Source organism: Polaribacter vadi (assembly GCF_001761365.1).
Lineage (GTDB): Bacteria > Bacteroidota > Bacteroidia > Flavobacteriales > Flavobacteriaceae > Polaribacter > Polaribacter vadi.
In genome coordinates, this window is the sequence record NZ_CP017477.1 from 3,206,874 (window position 1) to 3,225,208 (window position 18,335).

Consider the following 18,335-nt stretch of genomic DNA (forward strand, 5'->3'; position numbering starts at 1 on the left):
CGTGTTTTATATTCTTAAAATCAAACACTGCTTATTTTCTACCTCTAAAATATATAAATATTGATTACCCCAGAAACTTTCTATATTTTTGCAGTTAAAATAATTTTTTGGTAAAGATAGATAACACACTTTTTAACGATTCAATTGCGAGTGAGAATCAACAAATTCATCTTCCTATTTTGGAAGAAAAAAAGATTGAACTTTTCATTAAGAGAGAAGATTTAATTCATCCTTTTGTTTCAGGAAATAAATTCAGAAAGTTAAAATACAATCTTAAAGAAGCTAAAAAATTAAAAAAGAATTCCTTATTAACTTTTGGAGGTGCCTATTCTAATCATATTGTAGCTACTGCAATTGCAGGCAATATGTCTGGTTTTAAAACTTTTGGTGTTATTAGAGGAGAAGAATTAGGGAATAACCTCGAAAAAACATTAGAAGAAAATTCTACTTTAAGAGAAGCACATAACCATGGAATGAAATTTCAATTTGTATCTAGAGAAGAATATCGACAAAAAACTTCTTTCGGTTTAATAGAGAAATTAAAAAATAAATGGGGCGATTTTTATTTAATTCCTGAAGGAGGAACTAATCTTTTAGCTGTAAAAGGTTGTGAGGAAATTTTATCGAAAGAAGATAAGGAGTTTAACTTTATTTGTGCTGCTTTAGGAACTGGAGGTACAGTTTCTGGATTGATAAATTCTATTAGTAAAAAGCAAAAAGTACTTGGTTTTCCAGCATTAAAAGGAAATTTTTTATCCGAAGAAATTAAAAAATATACGGTTAATAGAAAAAATTGGAGTTTGCAGAAAAAATATCACTTTGGTGGTTATGCAAAATATAATGAAGAATTAATTCGTTTTATAAATGATTTTAAAGAAAAAACCGATGTTTTACTAGATCCTATTTATACTGGAAAAATGGTTTTTGGTGTGTTGGATTTAATTAAAAAAGACTTTTTTGCAGAAGGCTCTAAAATTTTAGTAATTCACACAGGAGGTGTTCAGGGAATTGAAGGCATCAACAGAAAGTTAATGGCAAAGAATGAAGAATTAATTAAGGTATCATGAAGTTAAAAGGAATCGTTTTTTTATGTTCAATGTTATTTTTAGCCAGTTGTGGAGCTAAAAAAACGGTTGTAAACAAGGAAAACCCAGGAGTTGTAATTGTAGAGCCAGAACCTGTTGATTTACCTTCTGTAAATGAAAAGGAAATTACTAAGAAATTGGTAAAAAAGAATCCTAATTTAAATACTCTTACAATTGATTATATCAGAAAATATGCACCAATTGCTGTCAAAGAAATGCACGAATATAAAATTCCTGCAAGCATTACTTTAGCACAAGGAATTTTAGAATCTGGCAAAGGTAGAAGCGAATTGGCGTTAAAATCTAACAATCATTTTGGGATAAAATGTCACACAGGTTGGACAGGTGACAGCGTTTATCATGATGATGATGAAAAAGGAGAATGTTTTAGAAAATACGTATATCCAGAAACTTCTTATAACGATCATTCGTTGTTTTTAACGCAAAGAAGACGTTATGCTTTTTTGTTCGGTTATAAAATTACAGATTATAAAAGATGGGCAAATGGTTTAAAAAAAGCGGGTTATGCAACCGATCCAAAATATCCTGCTAAATTGATTAAAATTATTAAAGATTATAAATTATACGAGTTTGATAAGATTTCAAAAAGAGCCTATTCTAAAGAAATTTTAGCATTAAATGATGGTGAATCTTTCGAAAAACCAACCGTTATTCAAAAAACCGAACCAAAATTCTACGAAGTCGAAAAAGGAGATACTTTATATTCGATAGGTAGAAAATTTGGTGTTTCTGTACCTGTTCTAAAAAAACTAAATAATTTAAAAGACTACACAATTTCTATCGGTCAAAAGTTATTGCTGCATTAAAAAGTTGATTTAAAAATCATTTTGAAACTAAAAGCAATTTTTAAATGATTTCATCAATTTATTTAATTTCAAATTTCACATAAATTGATGACGTTATTTTTATCGTTTTAAATTCTACAGTTTCATCTTTAAAACCATTTCCTCTTACTTTTATCATAGAGTAATTTGCGTTATTATTTAAATAATTGGCGTTTACAAAAGTTTGATTATTATTATTATTATTATTATTATTTGCCAATTCGTTAATGATGATTGGTTTTCCTGTTTGTTCGCCAATAGCATTTAGCAAATAATCTGCTTTCTCTTTAGCAGCTTTAATCGCTTTAATTCTGTTTTTCTTTTTAATGTTGATAAGATTAGAATGTGTAGCTTTTGCAATATTAACGTCAGAAATTTCTAATTTTTTAAAGTTTTCAAAAAGTTGTTTTAGGTTGTCTGCTCCATTAACCTGTAAGCTGTAATTTGCTACCGAAAAGATTTCTTCAGACCACCAACCTGTTTTTGCTAACACTGCATTTACATCAGAAATAGAAAGGTTTTTCTCTGGAATTCCAATCTTTTTTAAAACTGTTTTTAGCTGATTTTCTAAAACATCAAGCGTAATTTTTTTTCCTTTTTCTGTGCGTTCTTTTAGGGTGATGTCCAAATAAATTTCATCGGGTACAATTTCAATTTCTGCAGTTCCTGTAACCTCTATATACGGTTTTTGACCTGTTGATTGCGCTAAAAATGCTGATGTAAAAAGTAAAAAGAAAATGAGTTTAAAATTTTTCATGATGTTTATTTTTTGATGTTAAACGTGCTCAATATTAACACCAACTTAATTTCTAAAAAAACAACAATGAGTGAAATGGCATTTTGAATGCGTGAAGGAATTCATCAGTTTAGTAAAGCTTGTCTTTTAAAGGCTTGAAATTAAGAATAATCAATTTGAACATTTTTTTTGATGCTTTTTTGTGTGTATGTTTACATAATTAAAGAATTTAATGAAACAAAAAATATACATAGCAATCCTTTTTTTATGCTTGAGTTTTTCAAGTGTATTTGCGCAAGAAAATATCATCACTCAAAGAGGCGTCGAGTTTTCTGTGCGAATTATTGTTGTGGATGATAACAATCGTAAAATCGTAAAAAATGTTCAAATAGATGCGAATGGGCGATTTTATTCTTATGCTGATGTTGCTGGAAGGTATATCATTAAAGCTAAAGTTGGCGACGAAATTAGGGTCTCTCATCCAGATTTCGAAACTGTTTATTATACCTTAACATCTAGTGAAGATATTAAAATTATTGTGGAAGATTATGAGGATAAAAGTAATTCCATTTTAAAATCTAGAAGTAAATCAGCACAAACAGATTTTTATTTACAACATATAGATTCCGCTAAATTTTATCAGAAAAAAGACATCGAAAAAAGTTTATCATTTATAGAAAAAGCGTTAGAAAATAACCAGAATAAAAAAAGAAATGCAACTACTTATAACCTTTTAGGAGATATTTACCTGTTTTGGAAACAATACGATTTGGCAATTAATAACTACAAATTGTCCTATCAAATTAAAGAAGAAGTAACTACAAAAATATCGTTAGCAGCAGCACAATTCTTAGCGAAAAACTATTTGGAAAGTGCTAAAACCTATCGAGAATTAAAAGAAGAAAGCTTAAGTAATTTTGAAGAAATTCAGATCTATGAAGCTTTAGGAGACATCAGTTTTGCTACAAAAAAATGGAAAGAAGCCAACATCAATTATCAAAAAGCATTACAAATTGCTGAAACTAATTCTATAACCTCTAAAATTACAGATATAAGCTCTAAAATTGGAGATGTGTATGCAGCACAAGGAAAAACAAGCAAAGCAGAAAATTCATTCATCAATTCTATGAGTTTAGCAGCAAAAGAAAATCCTGAACGTGCTTTAATAGAAGAAGAAAAAGTCGCCGATTTTTATAATGATAACAGACGTTTTGATGATGAAATTAAACTCCGAAAAAAGAGTTTAGAAAAAACAAAAAATAAAAATACAACAGCAGGAACCGAAGTTAAGGATTCTATTACATCACAAAAAATAAATTACAAAATTGGGAATGCGTATCTACAAAAAGAAGATTATAAAAAAGCGATTCCTTTTTTAGAGAAGAGTAAAAGTGATGCCAAAGAAAAAAATGATATCGTCATCGAAAAAGATGCCACCAGAAAAATTTCAGAAGCATTTGCAAATCTTGGGGATAATGAAAAAGCATTAAAAAATTACAAAGAATATGTTTCTTTGGTCGATTCTTTATATGTTAGAAAAGAACAAGAAATTCAGCAAGCAACGCGTTTTGCAAAGAAAATTGCCGACAATCAAAACCGAATTGCAAGTTTAGAGAAAGACAAAGAATTAACACAAAGTAAAATTAGTTTGGCGTATGTAGATCAGCGATTATCGGAAGAAAGTAACCAAAAACAACGTATATTAATTTACGCTTTATTTGGTGGTTTTTTATTGATGATTTTAGTGTTGTATTTTATGTTTAGAACTAATAAACAGCAAAAATTAGCTAATAATTTGTTAGCATTAAAATCGATGCGTTCGCAAATGAATCCGCATTTTATTTTTAATGCTTTAAACTCTGTAAATAGTTTTATTGCTGTTAATGATGAACGAAATGCAAATAGATATTTAAGCGAATTTTCGGCTTTAATGCGTGCTGTTTTAGAAAATTCTGATGAAGATTTTATTCCTTTAACCAAAGAAATTGAGTTACTAGAATTGTATGTAAAACTAGAGCATAATCGTTTTAAAGACAAGTTCGATTATCAGATAAATATTGATAAAAATATCGATTTAGAGCAATTTTCAATTCCGCCAATGTTGTTGCAACCTTATATTGAAAATGCCATTTGGCATGGTTTGCGTTACAGAAAAGAAAAAGGAAATTTAGAAATATCCATCAACCAAAAAGATAACGAAACCATTTCTATTGTAATTATTGATGATGGAATTGGACGAAAAAAATCGCAGGAATTAAAGACTAAAAATCAACTGAAACAAAAGTCTAAAGGAATGAGCACTATAAAAAATAGAATTTCAATTCTAAATGATATGTACAAAGAACGCATTTCTGTAAACGTTACAAATGCTTTAGAAAATGGAGAGGGAACAAAAGTAGAGTTGTTTTTGAAGAAGGAAGGTTGAAGTAGGAAGTATGAAGTTGGAAGTTGGAAGTTTGGAGTTTGAAGTTTGAAGTTGGAAGAGAAACAAGATGAAAAGGAAACAAGAAACAAGATATAATATATAGAAAAGAGAGAAGAGAAAAGAGAGAAAAAAAGAAAATTAAAATTCACGAGAATACTTATTTAATATAACAGTTATAATCGGTGTAAATCTGTGAAATCCGTGTCAAAAAATCTCCGAGAATCTCTGTGTAAAACTCTGTGAATCTCTGTGTAATTTTAACCACAAAAATCTGTGAAATCTGTGTCAAAAAATAATTCATGAAATTAAAAGCAATCATTGTAGAAGACGAACAATTAAGTAGAGATATTCTTCGAAATTACATCGAAAAATATTGCCCAAATGTTCAGTTATTAGGCGAAGCAAGCAATATTGACGAAGCTTATAAACTCATCCAAAAGCACGAATTAGATTTGGTTTTTTTAGATGTAGAAATGCCTTTTGGAAATGCCTTTGATTTGTTAGAAAAAGTAGAAAACAGAACCTTTGAAACCGTTTTTGTAACAGCTTACGATCATTATGCAATAGAAGCTTTAAACAATCACGCAAGTTATTATTTACTCAAACCAATTTCTATAGATGAGTTGATAAAAGCCGTAAATATTGTAACTCAAATCAAAGAAAAAGAGAACGAATTACAGCATCAAATATTGGTACCAAAAACCAATTCGGCTACAGGAAAAATCACCATTCCACAACAAGATGGTTTTGAGGTTTTAGATATCAATGATATTATTTTCTGCAAAGCAGATGATAATTATACCGAAATTCATTTAGCAAATTCTAAAAAATTAGTCAGTAAAACTTTAAAGTATTTTGAAGAAGCTTTAAAAGAACACACATTTGCAAGAATCCATAAATCGTATTTGGTAAATGTAAACGAAATTGTAAAATACAAAAAAGGAAAAGGAGGAAGCGTGATTGTTTCAAGTGGAAAAGAAATTTTGGTTTCTGCTTCGCAAAAGAGTAATTTGCTTTCTTATTTTAAGTAGTCTTTAAAAACTAAAAACTAAAAACTAAAAACTAAAAACTAAAAACTAAATATGCCCATTATAAAATCCGTAAACGGAAAACATCCACAAATTCCAGAAGACTGTTTTGTGGCAGAAAACGCAACAATTCTTGGAGAAGTTTCATTGGGAAAAGAATGTTCCATTTGGTACAATGCAGTAATTAGAGGAGATGTGCATTTTATAAAAATCGGTAATAAAGTAAATATTCAAGATGGAGCAGTAATCCATGCAACCTATCAAAAATCGCCAACAACCATTGGGAATAATGTTTCAATTGGCCACAATGCAATTGTACATGGTTGCACAATTCACGATAATGTTTTGGTAGGAATGGGTTCCATAATTATGGACGATTGTGTTATAGAATCGAATTCCATAATTGCAGCAGGAGCAGTTGTTACCAAAAATACAAGAGTAGAAAGTGGTAGTATTTACGCTGGAGTTCCTGCTAAAAAAGTGAAAGATATTTCGCAAGAATTAATTTCTGGAGAGATTGATAGAATTGCCAATAATTATGTAAAATATTCAAGTTGGTTTAAAGAATAGTGTTTTTAGTTTTTGGGCGTTTTAACGCGCTTTCACTACTCGCTTTTTTTGAAAAAACAAAAAAGAGCTCAAACAAACCGTTCAATCCCTAACGCAAAATTCAGCATATATCAAAAACCCGATTTCAATTAAGAAATCGGGTTTAAGGAAAACCAAGTATAATTATCAAACACAGATAATTAATTTTTCTAAAAGGAAATTATAACTCCTTTTTTTCTCCGTTATTTAAAACTCTATAATAAGAATCGTTTTCAATTAACAAACCTTCAGATTCTTTATTTGGCCAGTTTTTATGATAATCATTAGCATGTTTTACATCAATTGCAAATACTTTTCCTTGATATAATTTTTTTACTTTTCCTTGAATTGTATGACCTACAATTACAGCTTTTGCATTAAATAAGTTTAAGCCTTTTTCAATTTCTTCTTGTGTTAAATCATCTTTAAAATAACCTCTATACCAAGAAGGTCCTGTACGTGTAGAAATTAAAAATTGCTCTAAGTTTTTTTCTTTTTTAGGATAAGCCGCTAAATTATAATTTGCTCTAACAATTGAATTTATTTCATTTATATTAGTCTTGTAGTTTGCTAAATCAGGATGAATTCCTCCATGAACAAAAAGATGTCCGTTTATTAATTCTAGCGTGTTTTTACTAGCCATCCATTTTCCAATAAAAGAGTTAGAACCGTAAAATTCAAATTGTTGTTTTTGTAGAATTGAGGCGATATATAAATACTTTTCAGAAGCAGATTTGTAATTTCCTTGTAAGTTTTTTATTTCATGATTTCCTAAAATAAAATGAACATTGCCACCAACTTTTTTAGCATATTGTTCTAATTTATAAATAAACCATAAAACTTGCGTTGTAGAAAAACCTCTATCAACAAAATCGCCAACCAAAACTAAATGCCCTTTTCCAAAAATCCAATTTAGATGTTTGTCAATTACATTATTCGCGATAAGAAAATCTCTAAAAGTTTTGTATCCACTTTCAATATCAGAAATTGCTATTATTTTTTCATCATCATTATAAATGGCTTTTGGTATTTTAATATCAGTGTTTACTGTAAAACTAAAGACTGTTTTATCTAAATTAAAATAACTTTCTGCATCAATTTTCTGATTAAATTCTTTTCTATCAACAGAAAAACCATCAGTTTTATTTCCTTTGATATAATTAAGACTTAAAACAGAATCATTTTCATAAAAAACATAAGGACCTTCATTGTGCCAATTCATTTTTTCAATATTATCTGCATAATGTACACTACCATTTTCATAAATAAGAATAGATGCTCCAATAGCTAGCAATACAATTAAAGTTGCAAAAATGTGTTTTAAATAACGTAAAACTCTTTTCTTCATAATTTTAGATTTTATTTTTATTTCATCAAAAGTAATTGTAGAAAAAAGGTTGCATAAATTTTTGTGATAAAGGCTGTATGTAGTGTGATGTAAAATCATTATGGTTTAAAAAGAAAGTTTATCACATAAAAAATAACTTATAAACCAGCATAGAAGTAGTTTGTCACATTTTATAATATCTTATAAATATTAAGGTAATTTTGTAGTATGATAGCAACATTAAAAAATAATAATTGGCTTTTAGTTAAAGTAATTGTTTTAGTTACAATAGTAATTCCAGTAGGTTTTATAGCGTATAAATTCATTTCTACAGGACAAGATTCTATTGTAATTTTCGAAGATTTTCCCACTTATTTAAGCATTCTTATAATTCTATATTATGTATTACTTATTTTATTTGGAATAGGTTGGATTGTTTTGCAATTAAAATCTGTGTTAAGTTTAAAAAATGCAAACAGAAAAAATGAATTGTTGCATTTACAAAGTCAAGTAAATCCTCATTTTTTCTTTAATATGCTAAATAATTTATATGGTTTGGTTGATAAAGATTCAGAAAAAGCAAAAGAATTAATTTTGAAACTATCTGATTTAATGAGATATAGTATTTATGAAGGAGAGAAAAAAAGTGTTTCTTTAGAAGAAGAAGTTGCATATCTAAAAAACTATATTGAATTACATAAAATGAGATATCATAAAAGTATAAATATTAAATTTGATGTAGATTTAGGGGATAAGAAGCATCAAATATTACCTTTAATGTTTATTATTTTATTAGAAAACGCTTTTAAACATGGTGTAGAAAATTTAAGAGAAAATGCATTTGTTTCTATTAAATTAAGAGCGACAAAAAATAATATTTCTTTTGAAGTTGAAAACAATTTTGATGCTGAAGAAATTTCTAAAAATAAAGGAATTGGTTTACAAAATTTAAAAAGACGTTTAGAATTGGTGTATCCTAAAAAACATATTCTTACTTTTAAAGAAAAAGAATCTATTTATAAAGCCAAATTAGTTTTAGAATTATGATAAAATATATCATTGTTGATGATGAACATATTGCACACGATATTGTAAAAAATTATTGTGATTTACTAAGCAATTTTAAGTTGATGAAAAATTGTTATGATGCAATTGAAGCCTTAGAATACTTAAATAGCAATGCTGTAGATTTAATTTTTTTGGATATAAATATGCCCAAATTAAAAGGTTTTGATTTTTTAAAGTCATTATCAAATCCACCAAAAATAATTGTTACAACTGCATATAAAGAGTTTGCAATAGAGGGTTTTGAGTTAAATGTTGTAGATTATTTATTAAAGCCATTCAGTTTTAAACGATTTGTAAAAGCAGTACATAAAGTTAATATTAAAACTAAAAATGATGTTTTACCAAGTTCATCAGAAAATAAAAGTGAAACCATTTTTTTAAAGTCTGATAAGAAACAATTTCAAGTAAAATTAGCTACTATTTTGTTTGTTGAAGCGTATGGTAATTATTGTAAAGTAGTTATAGAAAGTGAAACAATAACAGTAAGAGAAAAGATTTCAGAATTTTTAGAGAAACTCTCTAAAGTAGATTTTTTACAAGTGCATAAATCTTTTATAATAGCAAAAAAGCATATCAATATCATAGAAGGAAATAGAATAAAAATAAACTCTTACTTTGTTCCTGTAGGAAAAACGTACAAGGAAAATTTAAATTCTTTATTAAATCAAAAACCCGATTTCAATTAAGAAATCGGGTTTTATCAAAAACTAATCAACCAAACCAGTTATTAAAAATAATTATTTATTGTCTCTTTGACCTCTATGACTTTTTTTACCTCTTTTACTCTCTTTATTCTTCATCATTTTTCTCCCTTTTCCTTTTCTCATTTTAGCCATTTTCTCAAACTTTTCAAATTGATCTTTGTTTAAGATGTTTTTCATTTCACTCTTAAATGCAATTTGATTATCTAATTGTTTGCTTTTCATGGCATAGATTTCGTCTGCAGAAGGTTTTTTGTTTGCCTCTCTATTTTCTTTTCTACTTTCCATAGCTGCTTTTCTTGCTGCTGCTTGTGCACTAATTAAAGGCTTAATTTGATTTTGTTGTTTATCAGATAAATCTAAAGCCAAAGTCATTTTTTTAACGGCTAAATCAGCATATTGTTCAACTGTAAATTTTGGATTTTTATGATCTCTTTTGCCTTTTTTCTGTGCTTGAGCTGTTACTGTAAAAGCGAATACTAAAATTAAAATGCTTGCTATTTTTTTCATGATATAAAATTTTTAATTATTATTAATGTATACTTCTTTGACTTCTAAATTGTAAAAAGGTTTAATTTATATTGCTGATTAACATAGTTTTAACGTTATTTTTTTGAAATAAAAAAAACTCGAATCAATAAATGTATTCGAGTTTTTCAATTTAACTAATCAACCAAAATTAGAAAACTATTTTTACTAATTATCTCTTTTCTTCTTTTTTCCTGGCGCTTTTTCTTTTCTTTCTTTTGCCATTTTTTGAAACTTTTCAAATTGCTCTTTATCTAAAATTTGTGACATTTTAGTATTCATTGCAGTTTCTTTGGTTTCTCTATCTTCTTTCATTTTACTACGTGCTTCTTTGGTTGGTTTGCTTCCAGAATTTTTTAATGCTTCTCTATTTTCAGCTAGCTGTTTTCTGTCTTCCATTTGTGCAATTAAAAGAGGTTCAATTTCTTTTTGTTGTGCATCTGTTAAGCTTAAATCTGTGGTCATTTTTTTCAACATTCTTTCCACTGGATTTTTACCACCTTTTTTTTGAGCTTGTGCAGTAAAAGAAAATGCAATTGTTAAAACCAATACTGTTATTATTTTTTTCATGATATAAATTTTTTATTTTAATGTTTTAAATTGTGCATCTATGACATCAGAAAATAGAAAAGGTTTAAATTTGTAACGTTTTTAACGTCACTTTAACAACAATTACTATGAAAACAAAATTTTGGCTTTTATTATTTTTTCCGCTATTAACTATAGCTCAAGGACAGTCTGTAGATAGTGTAAAGGTAGATTTAAGCAACCCGAATGCAACATTAACAACACACTTATATTTTTTACAGCAAGATTCTTATCAACCTGAAAAATCAGCAAAAACTATTTATGGTTTAGAAGAAACAGATGCTATAAGAAAGGCAATTAAGATTAAGAAAATTTTAGACGGGAAAGGTTTATATGTAGATTTAAAGAAAGTAACAACAAATCCTGCACATATAGATTCTATTGGTTATTCAGCATATTCTAGGTACATTTTGTTTCCTGATAGAATGCCAGATATTTATTTAGAAAAAATTAATAATAATTGGTATTATTCAAGTGAAACAGTTGCTAAAATTGATGCTATTTACAGCAATGTTTTTCCTTGGTATGTAGAAGAATTGCAAGACAGCATTCCTGTGTATGGTCATAAAAAATTTTTAGGAGTAGAGCTTTGGCAGTTTGTAGCTTTATTATTGGTATTTGGTATTGCTTTGCTAATTTTTGCCTTCACTAAAAAAATTGCCTTTTGGATTTTGCAAAGAGTGCAACATCAAATAACAAAAACGAATATTAATTTCGAAGTTAAAATAGTGCTTAAAAAATTGGCACATCCCATAAGTTTATTGATTTCTTTGGCTTTTGTAGATCTTATTTTTCCGTCTTTACAATTTTCTTTAGAAGTTAATGCATGGGTTTTCCTTGCTATTAATATTGCAAGAACTATCTTTTGGATATACGTTTTCTTGAAATTGGTTAAAGTTGTTATGCAGATTTATGGTGAATTTACAGAAAGAACTCATGGAAGACTAGATGATCAATTAGTGCCAATTCTCCATAATTTTTTAACAGGTCTTGTACTTGTAGTTGGTTTTTTTAATGTGCTAAAATTGTTTGGTGTAGATACAACAACTTTAATTGCAGGTGCAACAATTGGTGGTTTGGCAGTTGCTTTGGCATCTCAAGATACTGTAAAAAACTTGATTGGAACCATCATGATTTTTATGGACAAACCTTTTCATATAGATGATTGGATTGAAGCAGGTGAAGTTGTTGGAACTGTAGAAAAAGTTGGTTTTAGGTCTACCAGAGTTAGAGCAGCAGATACTTCAATTTACCAAATTCCAAATAGTAAATTATCGGAAATGGTTGTAAATAACAAAGGTTTGCGCTTGTTTAGACGATACAATACTAATTTAGGAGTTCGTTATGACACACCTCCAGCATTAATTGAAGCGTTTGTAAATGGTGTGAGACAAATTGTTATTGAGCATCCAGAAACACGTTCAGATTCTTATAATGTAGAGTTTACGGGTTTTGGAGATTCAGCTTTATTAATTATGGTAAATGTATATTTTAAGAGTTTGGCTTGGAGTACAGAGCAAACTTCAAAACATAGGTTGCATATGGCTATTATTAAATTGGCTGCAGAATTGGGTGTAGAATTTGCTTTTCCATCTACCACTGTTACTATTGAGCAGTTTCCAGATAAGAGCAATTTATCGCCAAAATATGATACAAGTCAAGCGAAAATTAATGCATCTATCAATAAAGTTCTTACGGAATTTAAGAAAGATACTCCACCAGAAAATACTCCAGAAAACTAATGAAACGTTTTTTAAAATTTATATTTAGACTTCTTTTTCTGTTGATAATTGCCACGATTGTATTTTTCTTTTGGGCTTCATCATCAACATTAAAAGAAACTGAATATGTTTCTTTAACTAAGGTTGATGATCAAATCCAAATTAAAAACGATTCAATTTTTAGTATTGTAACGTACAATATTGGGTATTTGAGTGGCATGACAAATAACAGACCCATTGCAAAGCCAAAATTTTTATTTGATGAAAACTTGCAAAAAGTTTTAGCGGAAACTCAAAAAGTAAATCCAAGTATTATTGCGTTTCAAGAAATAGATTATGATGCAACAAGAAGTTACAACATCAATCAAGAAGAGCAAATTGCCCAATTGGGTTTTCCTTATAGAGCAAGAACTATCAATTGGGATGAACACTATGTGCCTTTTCCTTATTGGCCAATTTCTATGCACTTTGGTAAAGTAGTTTCTGGGCAATCTATCATTAGTAAATATCCTATAAAAGAGCAACAAAGAATTGTTTTACAAAAAGTTGAAGATGCTCCTTTTTATAGAAATGCCTTTTATTTAGAGCGATTAGCGCAAGTTGTAAAAGTGGTTTTAAAGGATCAAGAAATCATGATCATCAATGTTCATTTAGAAGCTTTTGACAAAGCAACAAGAGTGAAACAATTTGATGAGGTTGTAAAACTTTTCAACCAATATAAAGAGCAATACCCAACAATTTTATTGGGCGATTTTAATTCTGAAGCCAATGATACATCAGCAGTTATTCAAAAAATGTTTGCAATGAAAGATGTTGGAAATGCTGCTTTTAATGTTGATAAAATTGAAAATACTTTTGATTCCAAATCACCTTATAAAAGAATCGATTATATTTTTTATACTAAAAATTCTATCGAATATATTTCAGGGAAAGTATTAAATGAATTTGAAGAAGCTTCAGATCATTTACCTGTTTTTATGGAGTTTAAGTTGAGGTAGGTTTTTTTTGGTTTTGTTACTTTCATTATTTATAGTTAGTTACGTTGATAAAAAGTAAGTTTAAGAGAAGAACCAAACCATTTTTGAAATCCTTAGAATTTTCCGAGTAAAAAGATACTATAAATGAACTGTAAAAGTTGTTGTAATTAATTTTTTAAATTACTTTTTCACCTATAATTCCTACTAAAAAACCAATTATTGCTCCTAAAGCTGTTAAATAATTTTTTTCTAATTTACTTTCTGGAACAATATCTTGAATCAGAAGATACAAAATACCACCACTAGCAAATACCATTAAATGTGCTGTTAAATTTGGATAGTCACTTAAAAGAAAATGACCAATTAATGCTCCTCCAATTCCAAATAAACTTAAAAAGAAAAATATTACGAATGTTTTTTTGCTTGTGTATCCACTTTGAATTAAATCTCTAAAGGAATTGAATGCCTCTGGTAAGTTTTGCAATCCTATAAATACAGCTAATAATGTAGCTACTTTTTTATCAGTTGCAAAAACAGCACCTAAAGCTATGGATTCAGGAATAAAATCCATAATCATTGCAAGAAGTGTTGCTACTTTTCCTCCTTTTTTTGCTAGATATTGGTCAATAATCATAAATAAAATAGCACCTAAAAGAAATGAAAAAGCTAAAGGTAGTAAACTCAATTCTTCCATTCCTTTTGGAATAAGAACTAATGCCAAAGCAGATAAAATTATACCAGCACCAAATGACATCATTGTATGAGTTATTTCATATTTTATTGGACTTTTTTTAATATGATGATTAAAATAATAAGCTAAAATTCCACCAAGCAATACTGTGATTCCTGCAAAACCAGAATATAAAATAAGTTCTTTCATTTATTCTTTCTAATTAGGTTAGTTTTTAAATTACTAACAACTTTATTCTAATAAAATCGTTTAGATCAAAAATAACTAAGTTAGCATTTTCTACATTTAGAAACAAACCAAAAAATTACCCATTCTTAGCTTCCTTCAAAATTTCGTCAACAGCAGCAGCGTATTTTTTAGGATTTTGTGCTTTTTTAATTTTTTTATAGGTTTTCTGAGGATTTGAAAAACTTTGAGAAAAGTATTCCCAAAAACCAAGCATTTTCATTTTTATAGGAGTTGGCCCAGAAAGTGCTGCGTCATATTCTGTGTAAATACGTTCATGAAATTCTTGAAAAATATCAAATCTATTTTGTGGATATTCAGTGGTGTCATTTTTTATCATACTTGGTAAAAAAGGATCTGCAATTAAGCCTCTACCAATCATCCAATGGTCTATGGTTGTAAAACGTTTTTGTAGTTTTTTAAAAGCAGCAACAGAAGTAATATCACCATTATAATACATTTTGTGGTTACTGTTGTCTAAACATTTCTGAAAAGCTTCCAAATTGGTTCCACCTTTGTATAATTGCTTTCCTATTCTTGCATGAATGGCAATGTTTTTTAAAGGATAGGTATCTAAAATGGGTAAAACATCTAAAATTTCTTCTGGTGTTTCATAACCCATTCTCATTTTCATAGAAACCAAAATATCAGATTCATTATGAATTTTATGCAGAATACTATTAATTTTTTCAGCATCGCTAATCAAGCCAGAACCCATTCCTCTTTTGGTAACCATTGGGTAAGGACATCCTAAATTCCAGTTTAATTCTTTATAGCCTAATTCTCTTACGTATTTTGCAACGAACAAAAACTCATCAACATCATTGGTAATAATTTGAGGAATTACAGTTAAAGTGCTGTTGTTTTCTGGTAAGATATCTTTTTGATAAGAATTTTTAATCACCAATTTTCCATTCAATCGAATATAAGGCGAATAAAAAGTGTCTATTCCACCAAAAAAATGATGAAATGCATTTCTAAATTTATAATCTGTAAATCCTTGAAGTGGAGAAGATAAAAGTGTCTGATTCATAAAAAATAATATGCTGCAAATATAGACTACTTTTTAAAGTGATTTGAAAACAAATTGATGAGTTTAACTTTAAGTAGTTTTGAAAACTTTATTCAATTTTATAATATTTTTAAAAGTAAAAACCACACCTTTTGGTGTGGTTTTAAAATAATAGTATAATAAAATTTAGATTTATTTAGGATCTAAAATCATATCAATTCTGTCTACAACGTCTTGTAAATGGTAACGTCTTAAAGTGTTTCCACTATTAGAAGCATTTTTTGCATCTCTTTGAATACGCTTTAATTCACCTCTTGCTATCGATTTAATGTCAGATTGGTTGGCACTTACAGAACCTAATTCTCCACGACCTCTAGCATCATCAGCATCGTTTAATAAAAATCCTAAACGCTCTACGTGTGCTTTTTGTAAATTTCTTCTGTACGTATCAATAGATTTTCCATTGTATAATTCAGACCAAACTCCTTGGCGTAAATCAGAAAATAAGCTGATAACACTATAGGCATCATTTCCATTTAATGTTTCATTTTCAATCATTCTACCCATTCTGTCTACACTTAAAGCAGAATTCAGGATACGAGTTTGCATACTTCTAATTCTTTCAATAGCACCTGTAAATTCAGTTTTGCCAAAAATGCTTTTATCTAACATCCAAGTTGGAGTTTCAAAAAGTTGTTCATTTAAAAACTTTACAGCCTCTTTTTGATGATCTTTAGCAACATGTGTGTATACATTACCTTCTTGGTCAGATGTTTTATAGTATTCATAAATACCACCAATATTACCAGCAACATGTCCCATATATCTATTAAACTGACCTAATAATTGGTCATACATTGTAGATAATTCGTCATAGTTTTGCCCTTTTTCAGAAGTCCATTTTTCTAAGTTTGGTAAAATTCTTTTTAAGTTTTTAATACCATACATAGAAGCTTTCATGGCATTATCACCTAAATCTTCAGTTTGAGAACTTGGATCTATAACACCTCTTTGTTGACGTCCAAAACGATACATTGGGTCTCCAGCATGTTTCATAATCCAAGCGTCTAAAGTAGCTTTTTCTTCTTTAGCAGTTTTGTTTAAGATTGGTCTATATCCCCAAGCAATTGAATATTTATCATAAACACCAATGTTTGGCATTAAAGCAACGCCTTTATCTTCTGGTTGCGCTATATAGTTAAAACGAGCATAATCCATAATTGAAGGAGCTGTACCATATTTATCTGTAAATTTAGATGAACGTAAAGAGTCTACAGGATATGCTACAGAACTACCCATGTTATGAGGTAAACCTAAAGTATGACCTACTTCATGAGAAGATACAAATTGTATTAAACGTCCCATAACTTCTGTTTTAAAGTTATTTCCTCTTGCATCTTCGTTAATAGCTGCTGTTTGTATAAAAAACCAGTTGTGTAATAATGTCATTACATTGTGATACCAGTTAATATCTGATTCTAAAATTTCTCCAGATCTAGGGTCACTTACGTGAGGTCCGTTTGCATTTGGAATTGGAGAAGCTAAATATCTTACCACAGAATAACGCACATCTTCTGGACTCCAGTCTGGATCTTCCTCTTTAGATGGAGGGTCTTTTGCGATAATTGCATTTTTAAAACCTGCTGCTTCAAAAGCCACTTGCCAGTCATTAATACCTTGTTTTATGAAAGGAACCCATTCTTTTGGAGTTGCTCTATCTACATAATAAACAATTTGTTTTTTAGGTTCAACCAATTCACCTCTGTTAAACTTTTCTACATCTTCATCTTTTACTTCTAAACGCCATCTGTCTAAATAACGAACAGTTTTACTTCTCTGGTCTACTAAACCATAATCAGTTTGTCCTCTTGCAAACCAACCAACTCTTTCATCAAAATATCTACGTTTCATAGGTACTTTAGGTAGTAAAACCATAGAATTACTCATCTCTAAAGTAATAGAGCCTAAGGCACTATTTGAAGGTGGTTTATTTGCAAAATATGTTTTTACGTGTCTAATTTCAATATTTTCAGGATAGCTACTTACTCTATCAATGTAAGAACGATCTTTATCCATTCTAGTTGCTTGATACGCTTTCCTGTAAAAATCAGGAAAACCTAATGGCTTTACATCCGAAGAAAATAATTCTGTAGCATCAATTACAGTTGCTGTAGAATCTTTGCTAAATGCTTTTATAGGAAATGAAAATAAAATTGGCTCTAAGTTAGAGTTTACAACAGCTTCATGCACTGGTAAAATTGTATCTGCAACTACGTCATGAGATACGATTCTTAATAAGATTTGTTTGTTTTTCTTTTCCCAACGTAAAACTTGTGTGTTGGTTTTTCCACCACCAAAACCAATTCCGCTAGCGGTTTTAGCAATTCTGGTAACCATTAACATTTCTCTTTTTAAAAGAGAGTCTGGTATTTCAAATAAATAAGTGTCTGCTTTTTGATGAACTTTAAATAAACCTTCATCAGTTGTGTGTTCTTTTGTAACTACCTTGCTGTAAGGTTCAATACCATCTTTTGATTTTGGTTTTGGGGCCACTTTTTTTGGCTCTTCTTTCTTTTTTTTCTTCCAAAATTGTGCTTCAGCATTTGCTGAATAACCAAAAACAAATGCAACTAAAAGTAGTCGCGAAAATATTTTTTTTGTCATAATTAAATTTGATTTGAATTAGTTTTCGAAATTACGCAAACAATAAATAAAGGATTCTTAAATAAATGTTAAAGAGAAGTGGTTAAATTTAAAAGAAAAAACCTCCAAAAAATTAATTTTGAAGGT

16 protein-coding genes are annotated in these 18,335 nt (G+C 28.9%); 9 read left to right on the forward strand and 7 right to left on the reverse strand.

All coding sequences use genetic code 11. The features are described from left to right. Nucleotides 1-107 precede the first annotated feature (107 nt). Nucleotides 108-1,067, forward strand: coding sequence for a 1-aminocyclopropane-1-carboxylate deaminase/D-cysteine desulfhydrase (locus LPB03_RS13860; protein ID WP_139059007.1), 960 nt, complete (start codon nt 108-110; stop codon nt 1,065-1,067). Continuing rightward, nucleotides 1,064-1,912, forward strand: a complete 849-nt coding sequence (locus LPB03_RS13865; RefSeq protein ID WP_065320517.1) for a glucosaminidase domain-containing protein — start codon at nt 1,064-1,066, stop codon at nt 1,910-1,912. The genes LPB03_RS13860 and LPB03_RS13865 overlap by 4 nt, the downstream gene beginning before the upstream one ends. Before the next feature lie 58 nt (nt 1,913-1,970). On the opposite strand, the gene LPB03_RS13870 is transcribed toward LPB03_RS13865, so the two are convergent. Continuing rightward, the gene (locus tag LPB03_RS13870) at nt 1,971-2,687 is read right to left on the reverse strand and encodes an SIMPL domain-containing protein (RefSeq protein ID WP_065320516.1); all 717 of its coding nucleotides are present in this window, start codon (nt 2,685-2,687) and stop codon (nt 1,971-1,973) included. 211 nt (nt 2,688-2,898) lie between these two features. Here LPB03_RS13870 and LPB03_RS13875 point away from each other — a divergent pair, with 211 nt between their 5' ends. The 3 genes from LPB03_RS13875 to LPB03_RS13885 all read left to right on the forward strand — a co-directional run bounded on the left by LPB03_RS13875 (nt 2,899) and on the right by LPB03_RS13885 (nt 6,689). After that, a complete protein-coding gene (locus LPB03_RS13875; RefSeq protein ID WP_065320515.1) occupies nt 2,899-5,091 on the forward strand; it encodes a tetratricopeptide repeat-containing sensor histidine kinase in 2,193 nt (730 codons plus the stop codon). A 299-nt stretch (nt 5,092-5,390) separates the two neighbouring features. Beyond that, nucleotides 5,391-6,122 carry a LytR/AlgR family response regulator transcription factor gene (locus tag LPB03_RS13880; RefSeq protein ID WP_065320514.1) on the forward strand — a complete coding sequence of 244 codons (732 nt, stop codon included), beginning with the start codon at nt 5,391-5,393 and terminating at the stop codon, nt 6,120-6,122. A gap of 51 nt (nt 6,123-6,173) precedes the next feature. Beyond that, nucleotides 6,174-6,689, forward strand: a complete 516-nt coding sequence (locus tag LPB03_RS13885; RefSeq protein ID WP_065320513.1) for a gamma carbonic anhydrase family protein — start codon at nt 6,174-6,176, stop codon at nt 6,687-6,689. Nucleotides 6,690-6,888: 199 nt separating this feature from the next. Here the strand turns inward: LPB03_RS13885 and LPB03_RS13890 are convergent, their stop codons facing one another. Beyond that, nucleotides 6,889-8,055 carry a metallophosphoesterase gene (locus tag LPB03_RS13890; RefSeq protein ID WP_065320546.1) on the reverse strand — a complete coding sequence of 389 codons (1,167 nt, stop codon included), beginning with the start codon at nt 8,053-8,055 and terminating at the stop codon, nt 6,889-6,891. Nucleotides 8,056-8,262: 207 nt separating this feature from the next. On the opposite strand from LPB03_RS13890, the gene LPB03_RS13895 reads away from it, so the two are divergent. Further along, entirely contained in the window at nt 8,263-9,081 is an 819-nt protein-coding gene (locus tag LPB03_RS13895) for a sensor histidine kinase (protein WP_065320512.1), read from the forward strand. After that, a complete protein-coding gene (locus tag LPB03_RS13900; protein ID WP_065320511.1) occupies nt 9,078-9,788 on the forward strand; it encodes a LytR/AlgR family response regulator transcription factor in 711 nt (236 codons plus the stop codon). Before LPB03_RS13895 ends, LPB03_RS13900 begins: the two co-directional genes overlap by 4 nt. A gap of 51 nt (nt 9,789-9,839) precedes the next feature. On the opposite strand, the gene LPB03_RS13905 is transcribed toward LPB03_RS13900, so the two are convergent. Then, nucleotides 9,840-10,313, reverse strand: a complete 474-nt coding sequence (locus LPB03_RS13905; protein ID WP_065320510.1) for a DUF4890 domain-containing protein — start codon at nt 10,311-10,313, stop codon at nt 9,840-9,842. A gap of 186 nt (nt 10,314-10,499) precedes the next feature. After that, on the reverse strand, nt 10,500-10,901 hold the full coding sequence (locus LPB03_RS13910; RefSeq protein WP_065320509.1) for a Spy/CpxP family protein refolding chaperone: 402 nt from the start codon (nt 10,899-10,901) through the stop codon (nt 10,500-10,502). A gap of 107 nt (nt 10,902-11,008) precedes the next feature. Here LPB03_RS13910 and LPB03_RS13915 point away from each other — a divergent pair, with 107 nt between their 5' ends. Both LPB03_RS13915 and LPB03_RS13920 read left to right on the forward strand, forming a co-directional pair. Next, entirely contained in the window at nt 11,009-12,661 is a 1,653-nt protein-coding gene (locus LPB03_RS13915) for a mechanosensitive ion channel family protein (protein WP_065320508.1), read from the forward strand. Then, nucleotides 12,661-13,638: an endonuclease/exonuclease/phosphatase family protein gene (locus LPB03_RS13920; RefSeq protein ID WP_065320507.1), complete on the forward strand. Its 978-nt coding sequence runs from the start codon at nt 12,661-12,663 to the stop codon at nt 13,636-13,638. The genes LPB03_RS13915 and LPB03_RS13920 overlap by 1 nt, the downstream gene beginning before the upstream one ends. Nucleotides 13,639-13,792: 154 nt before the next feature. On the opposite strand, the gene LPB03_RS13925 is transcribed toward LPB03_RS13920, so the two are convergent. The 3 genes from LPB03_RS13925 to LPB03_RS13935 all read right to left on the reverse strand — a co-directional run bounded on the left by LPB03_RS13925 (nt 13,793) and on the right by LPB03_RS13935 (nt 18,209). Further along, on the reverse strand, nt 13,793-14,497 hold the full coding sequence (locus LPB03_RS13925; protein WP_065320506.1) for a ZIP family metal transporter: 705 nt from the start codon (nt 14,495-14,497) through the stop codon (nt 13,793-13,795). 115 nt (nt 14,498-14,612) lie between these two features. Further along, a complete protein-coding gene (locus LPB03_RS13930; RefSeq protein ID WP_065320505.1) occupies nt 14,613-15,566 on the reverse strand; it encodes a tRNA dihydrouridine synthase in 954 nt (317 codons plus the stop codon). A gap of 171 nt (nt 15,567-15,737) precedes the next feature. Continuing rightward, nucleotides 15,738-18,209: a zinc-dependent metalloprotease gene (locus tag LPB03_RS13935; RefSeq protein ID WP_065320504.1), complete on the reverse strand. Its 2,472-nt coding sequence runs from the start codon at nt 18,207-18,209 to the stop codon at nt 15,738-15,740. Between the last annotated feature and the right edge of the window lie 126 nt (nt 18,210-18,335).

Excerpts from the sequence above, each read along its gene's own strand:
- LPB03_RS13930 (WP_065320505.1), bottom strand. The coding sequence starts at position 15,566 with ATGAATCAGACACTTTTATCTTCTCCACTTCAAGGATTTACAGATTAT.
- LPB03_RS13880 (WP_065320514.1), top strand. The coding sequence starts at position 5,391 with ATGAAATTAAAAGCAATCATTGTAGAAGACGAACAATTAAGTAGAGAT.
- LPB03_RS13920 (WP_065320507.1), top strand. The coding sequence starts at position 12,661 with ATGAAACGTTTTTTAAAATTTATATTTAGACTTCTTTTTCTGTTGATA.
- LPB03_RS13910 (WP_065320509.1), bottom strand. The coding sequence starts at position 10,901 with ATGAAAAAAATAATAACAGTATTGGTTTTAACAATTGCATTTTCTTTT.
- LPB03_RS13875 (WP_065320515.1), top strand. The coding sequence starts at position 2,899 with ATGAAACAAAAAATATACATAGCAATCCTTTTTTTATGCTTGAGTTTT.
- LPB03_RS13900 (WP_065320511.1), top strand. The coding sequence starts at position 9,078 with ATGATAAAATATATCATTGTTGATGATGAACATATTGCACACGATATT.
- LPB03_RS13890 (WP_065320546.1), bottom strand. The coding sequence starts at position 8,055 with ATGAAGAAAAGAGTTTTACGTTATTTAAAACACATTTTTGCAACTTTA.
- LPB03_RS13915 (WP_065320508.1), top strand. The coding sequence starts at position 11,009 with ATGAAAACAAAATTTTGGCTTTTATTATTTTTTCCGCTATTAACTATA.
- LPB03_RS13935 (WP_065320504.1), bottom strand. The coding sequence starts at position 18,209 with ATGACAAAAAAAATATTTTCGCGACTACTTTTAGTTGCATTTGTTTTT.
- LPB03_RS13865 (WP_065320517.1), top strand. The coding sequence starts at position 1,064 with ATGAAGTTAAAAGGAATCGTTTTTTTATGTTCAATGTTATTTTTAGCC.
- LPB03_RS13905 (WP_065320510.1), bottom strand. The coding sequence starts at position 10,313 with ATGAAAAAAATAGCAAGCATTTTAATTTTAGTATTCGCTTTTACAGTA.
- LPB03_RS13925 (WP_065320506.1), bottom strand. The coding sequence starts at position 14,497 with ATGAAAGAACTTATTTTATATTCTGGTTTTGCAGGAATCACAGTATTG.
- LPB03_RS13870 (WP_065320516.1), bottom strand. The coding sequence starts at position 2,687 with ATGAAAAATTTTAAACTCATTTTCTTTTTACTTTTTACATCAGCATTT.
- LPB03_RS13895 (WP_065320512.1), top strand. The coding sequence starts at position 8,263 with ATGATAGCAACATTAAAAAATAATAATTGGCTTTTAGTTAAAGTAATT.
- LPB03_RS13885 (WP_065320513.1), top strand. The coding sequence starts at position 6,174 with ATGCCCATTATAAAATCCGTAAACGGAAAACATCCACAAATTCCAGAA.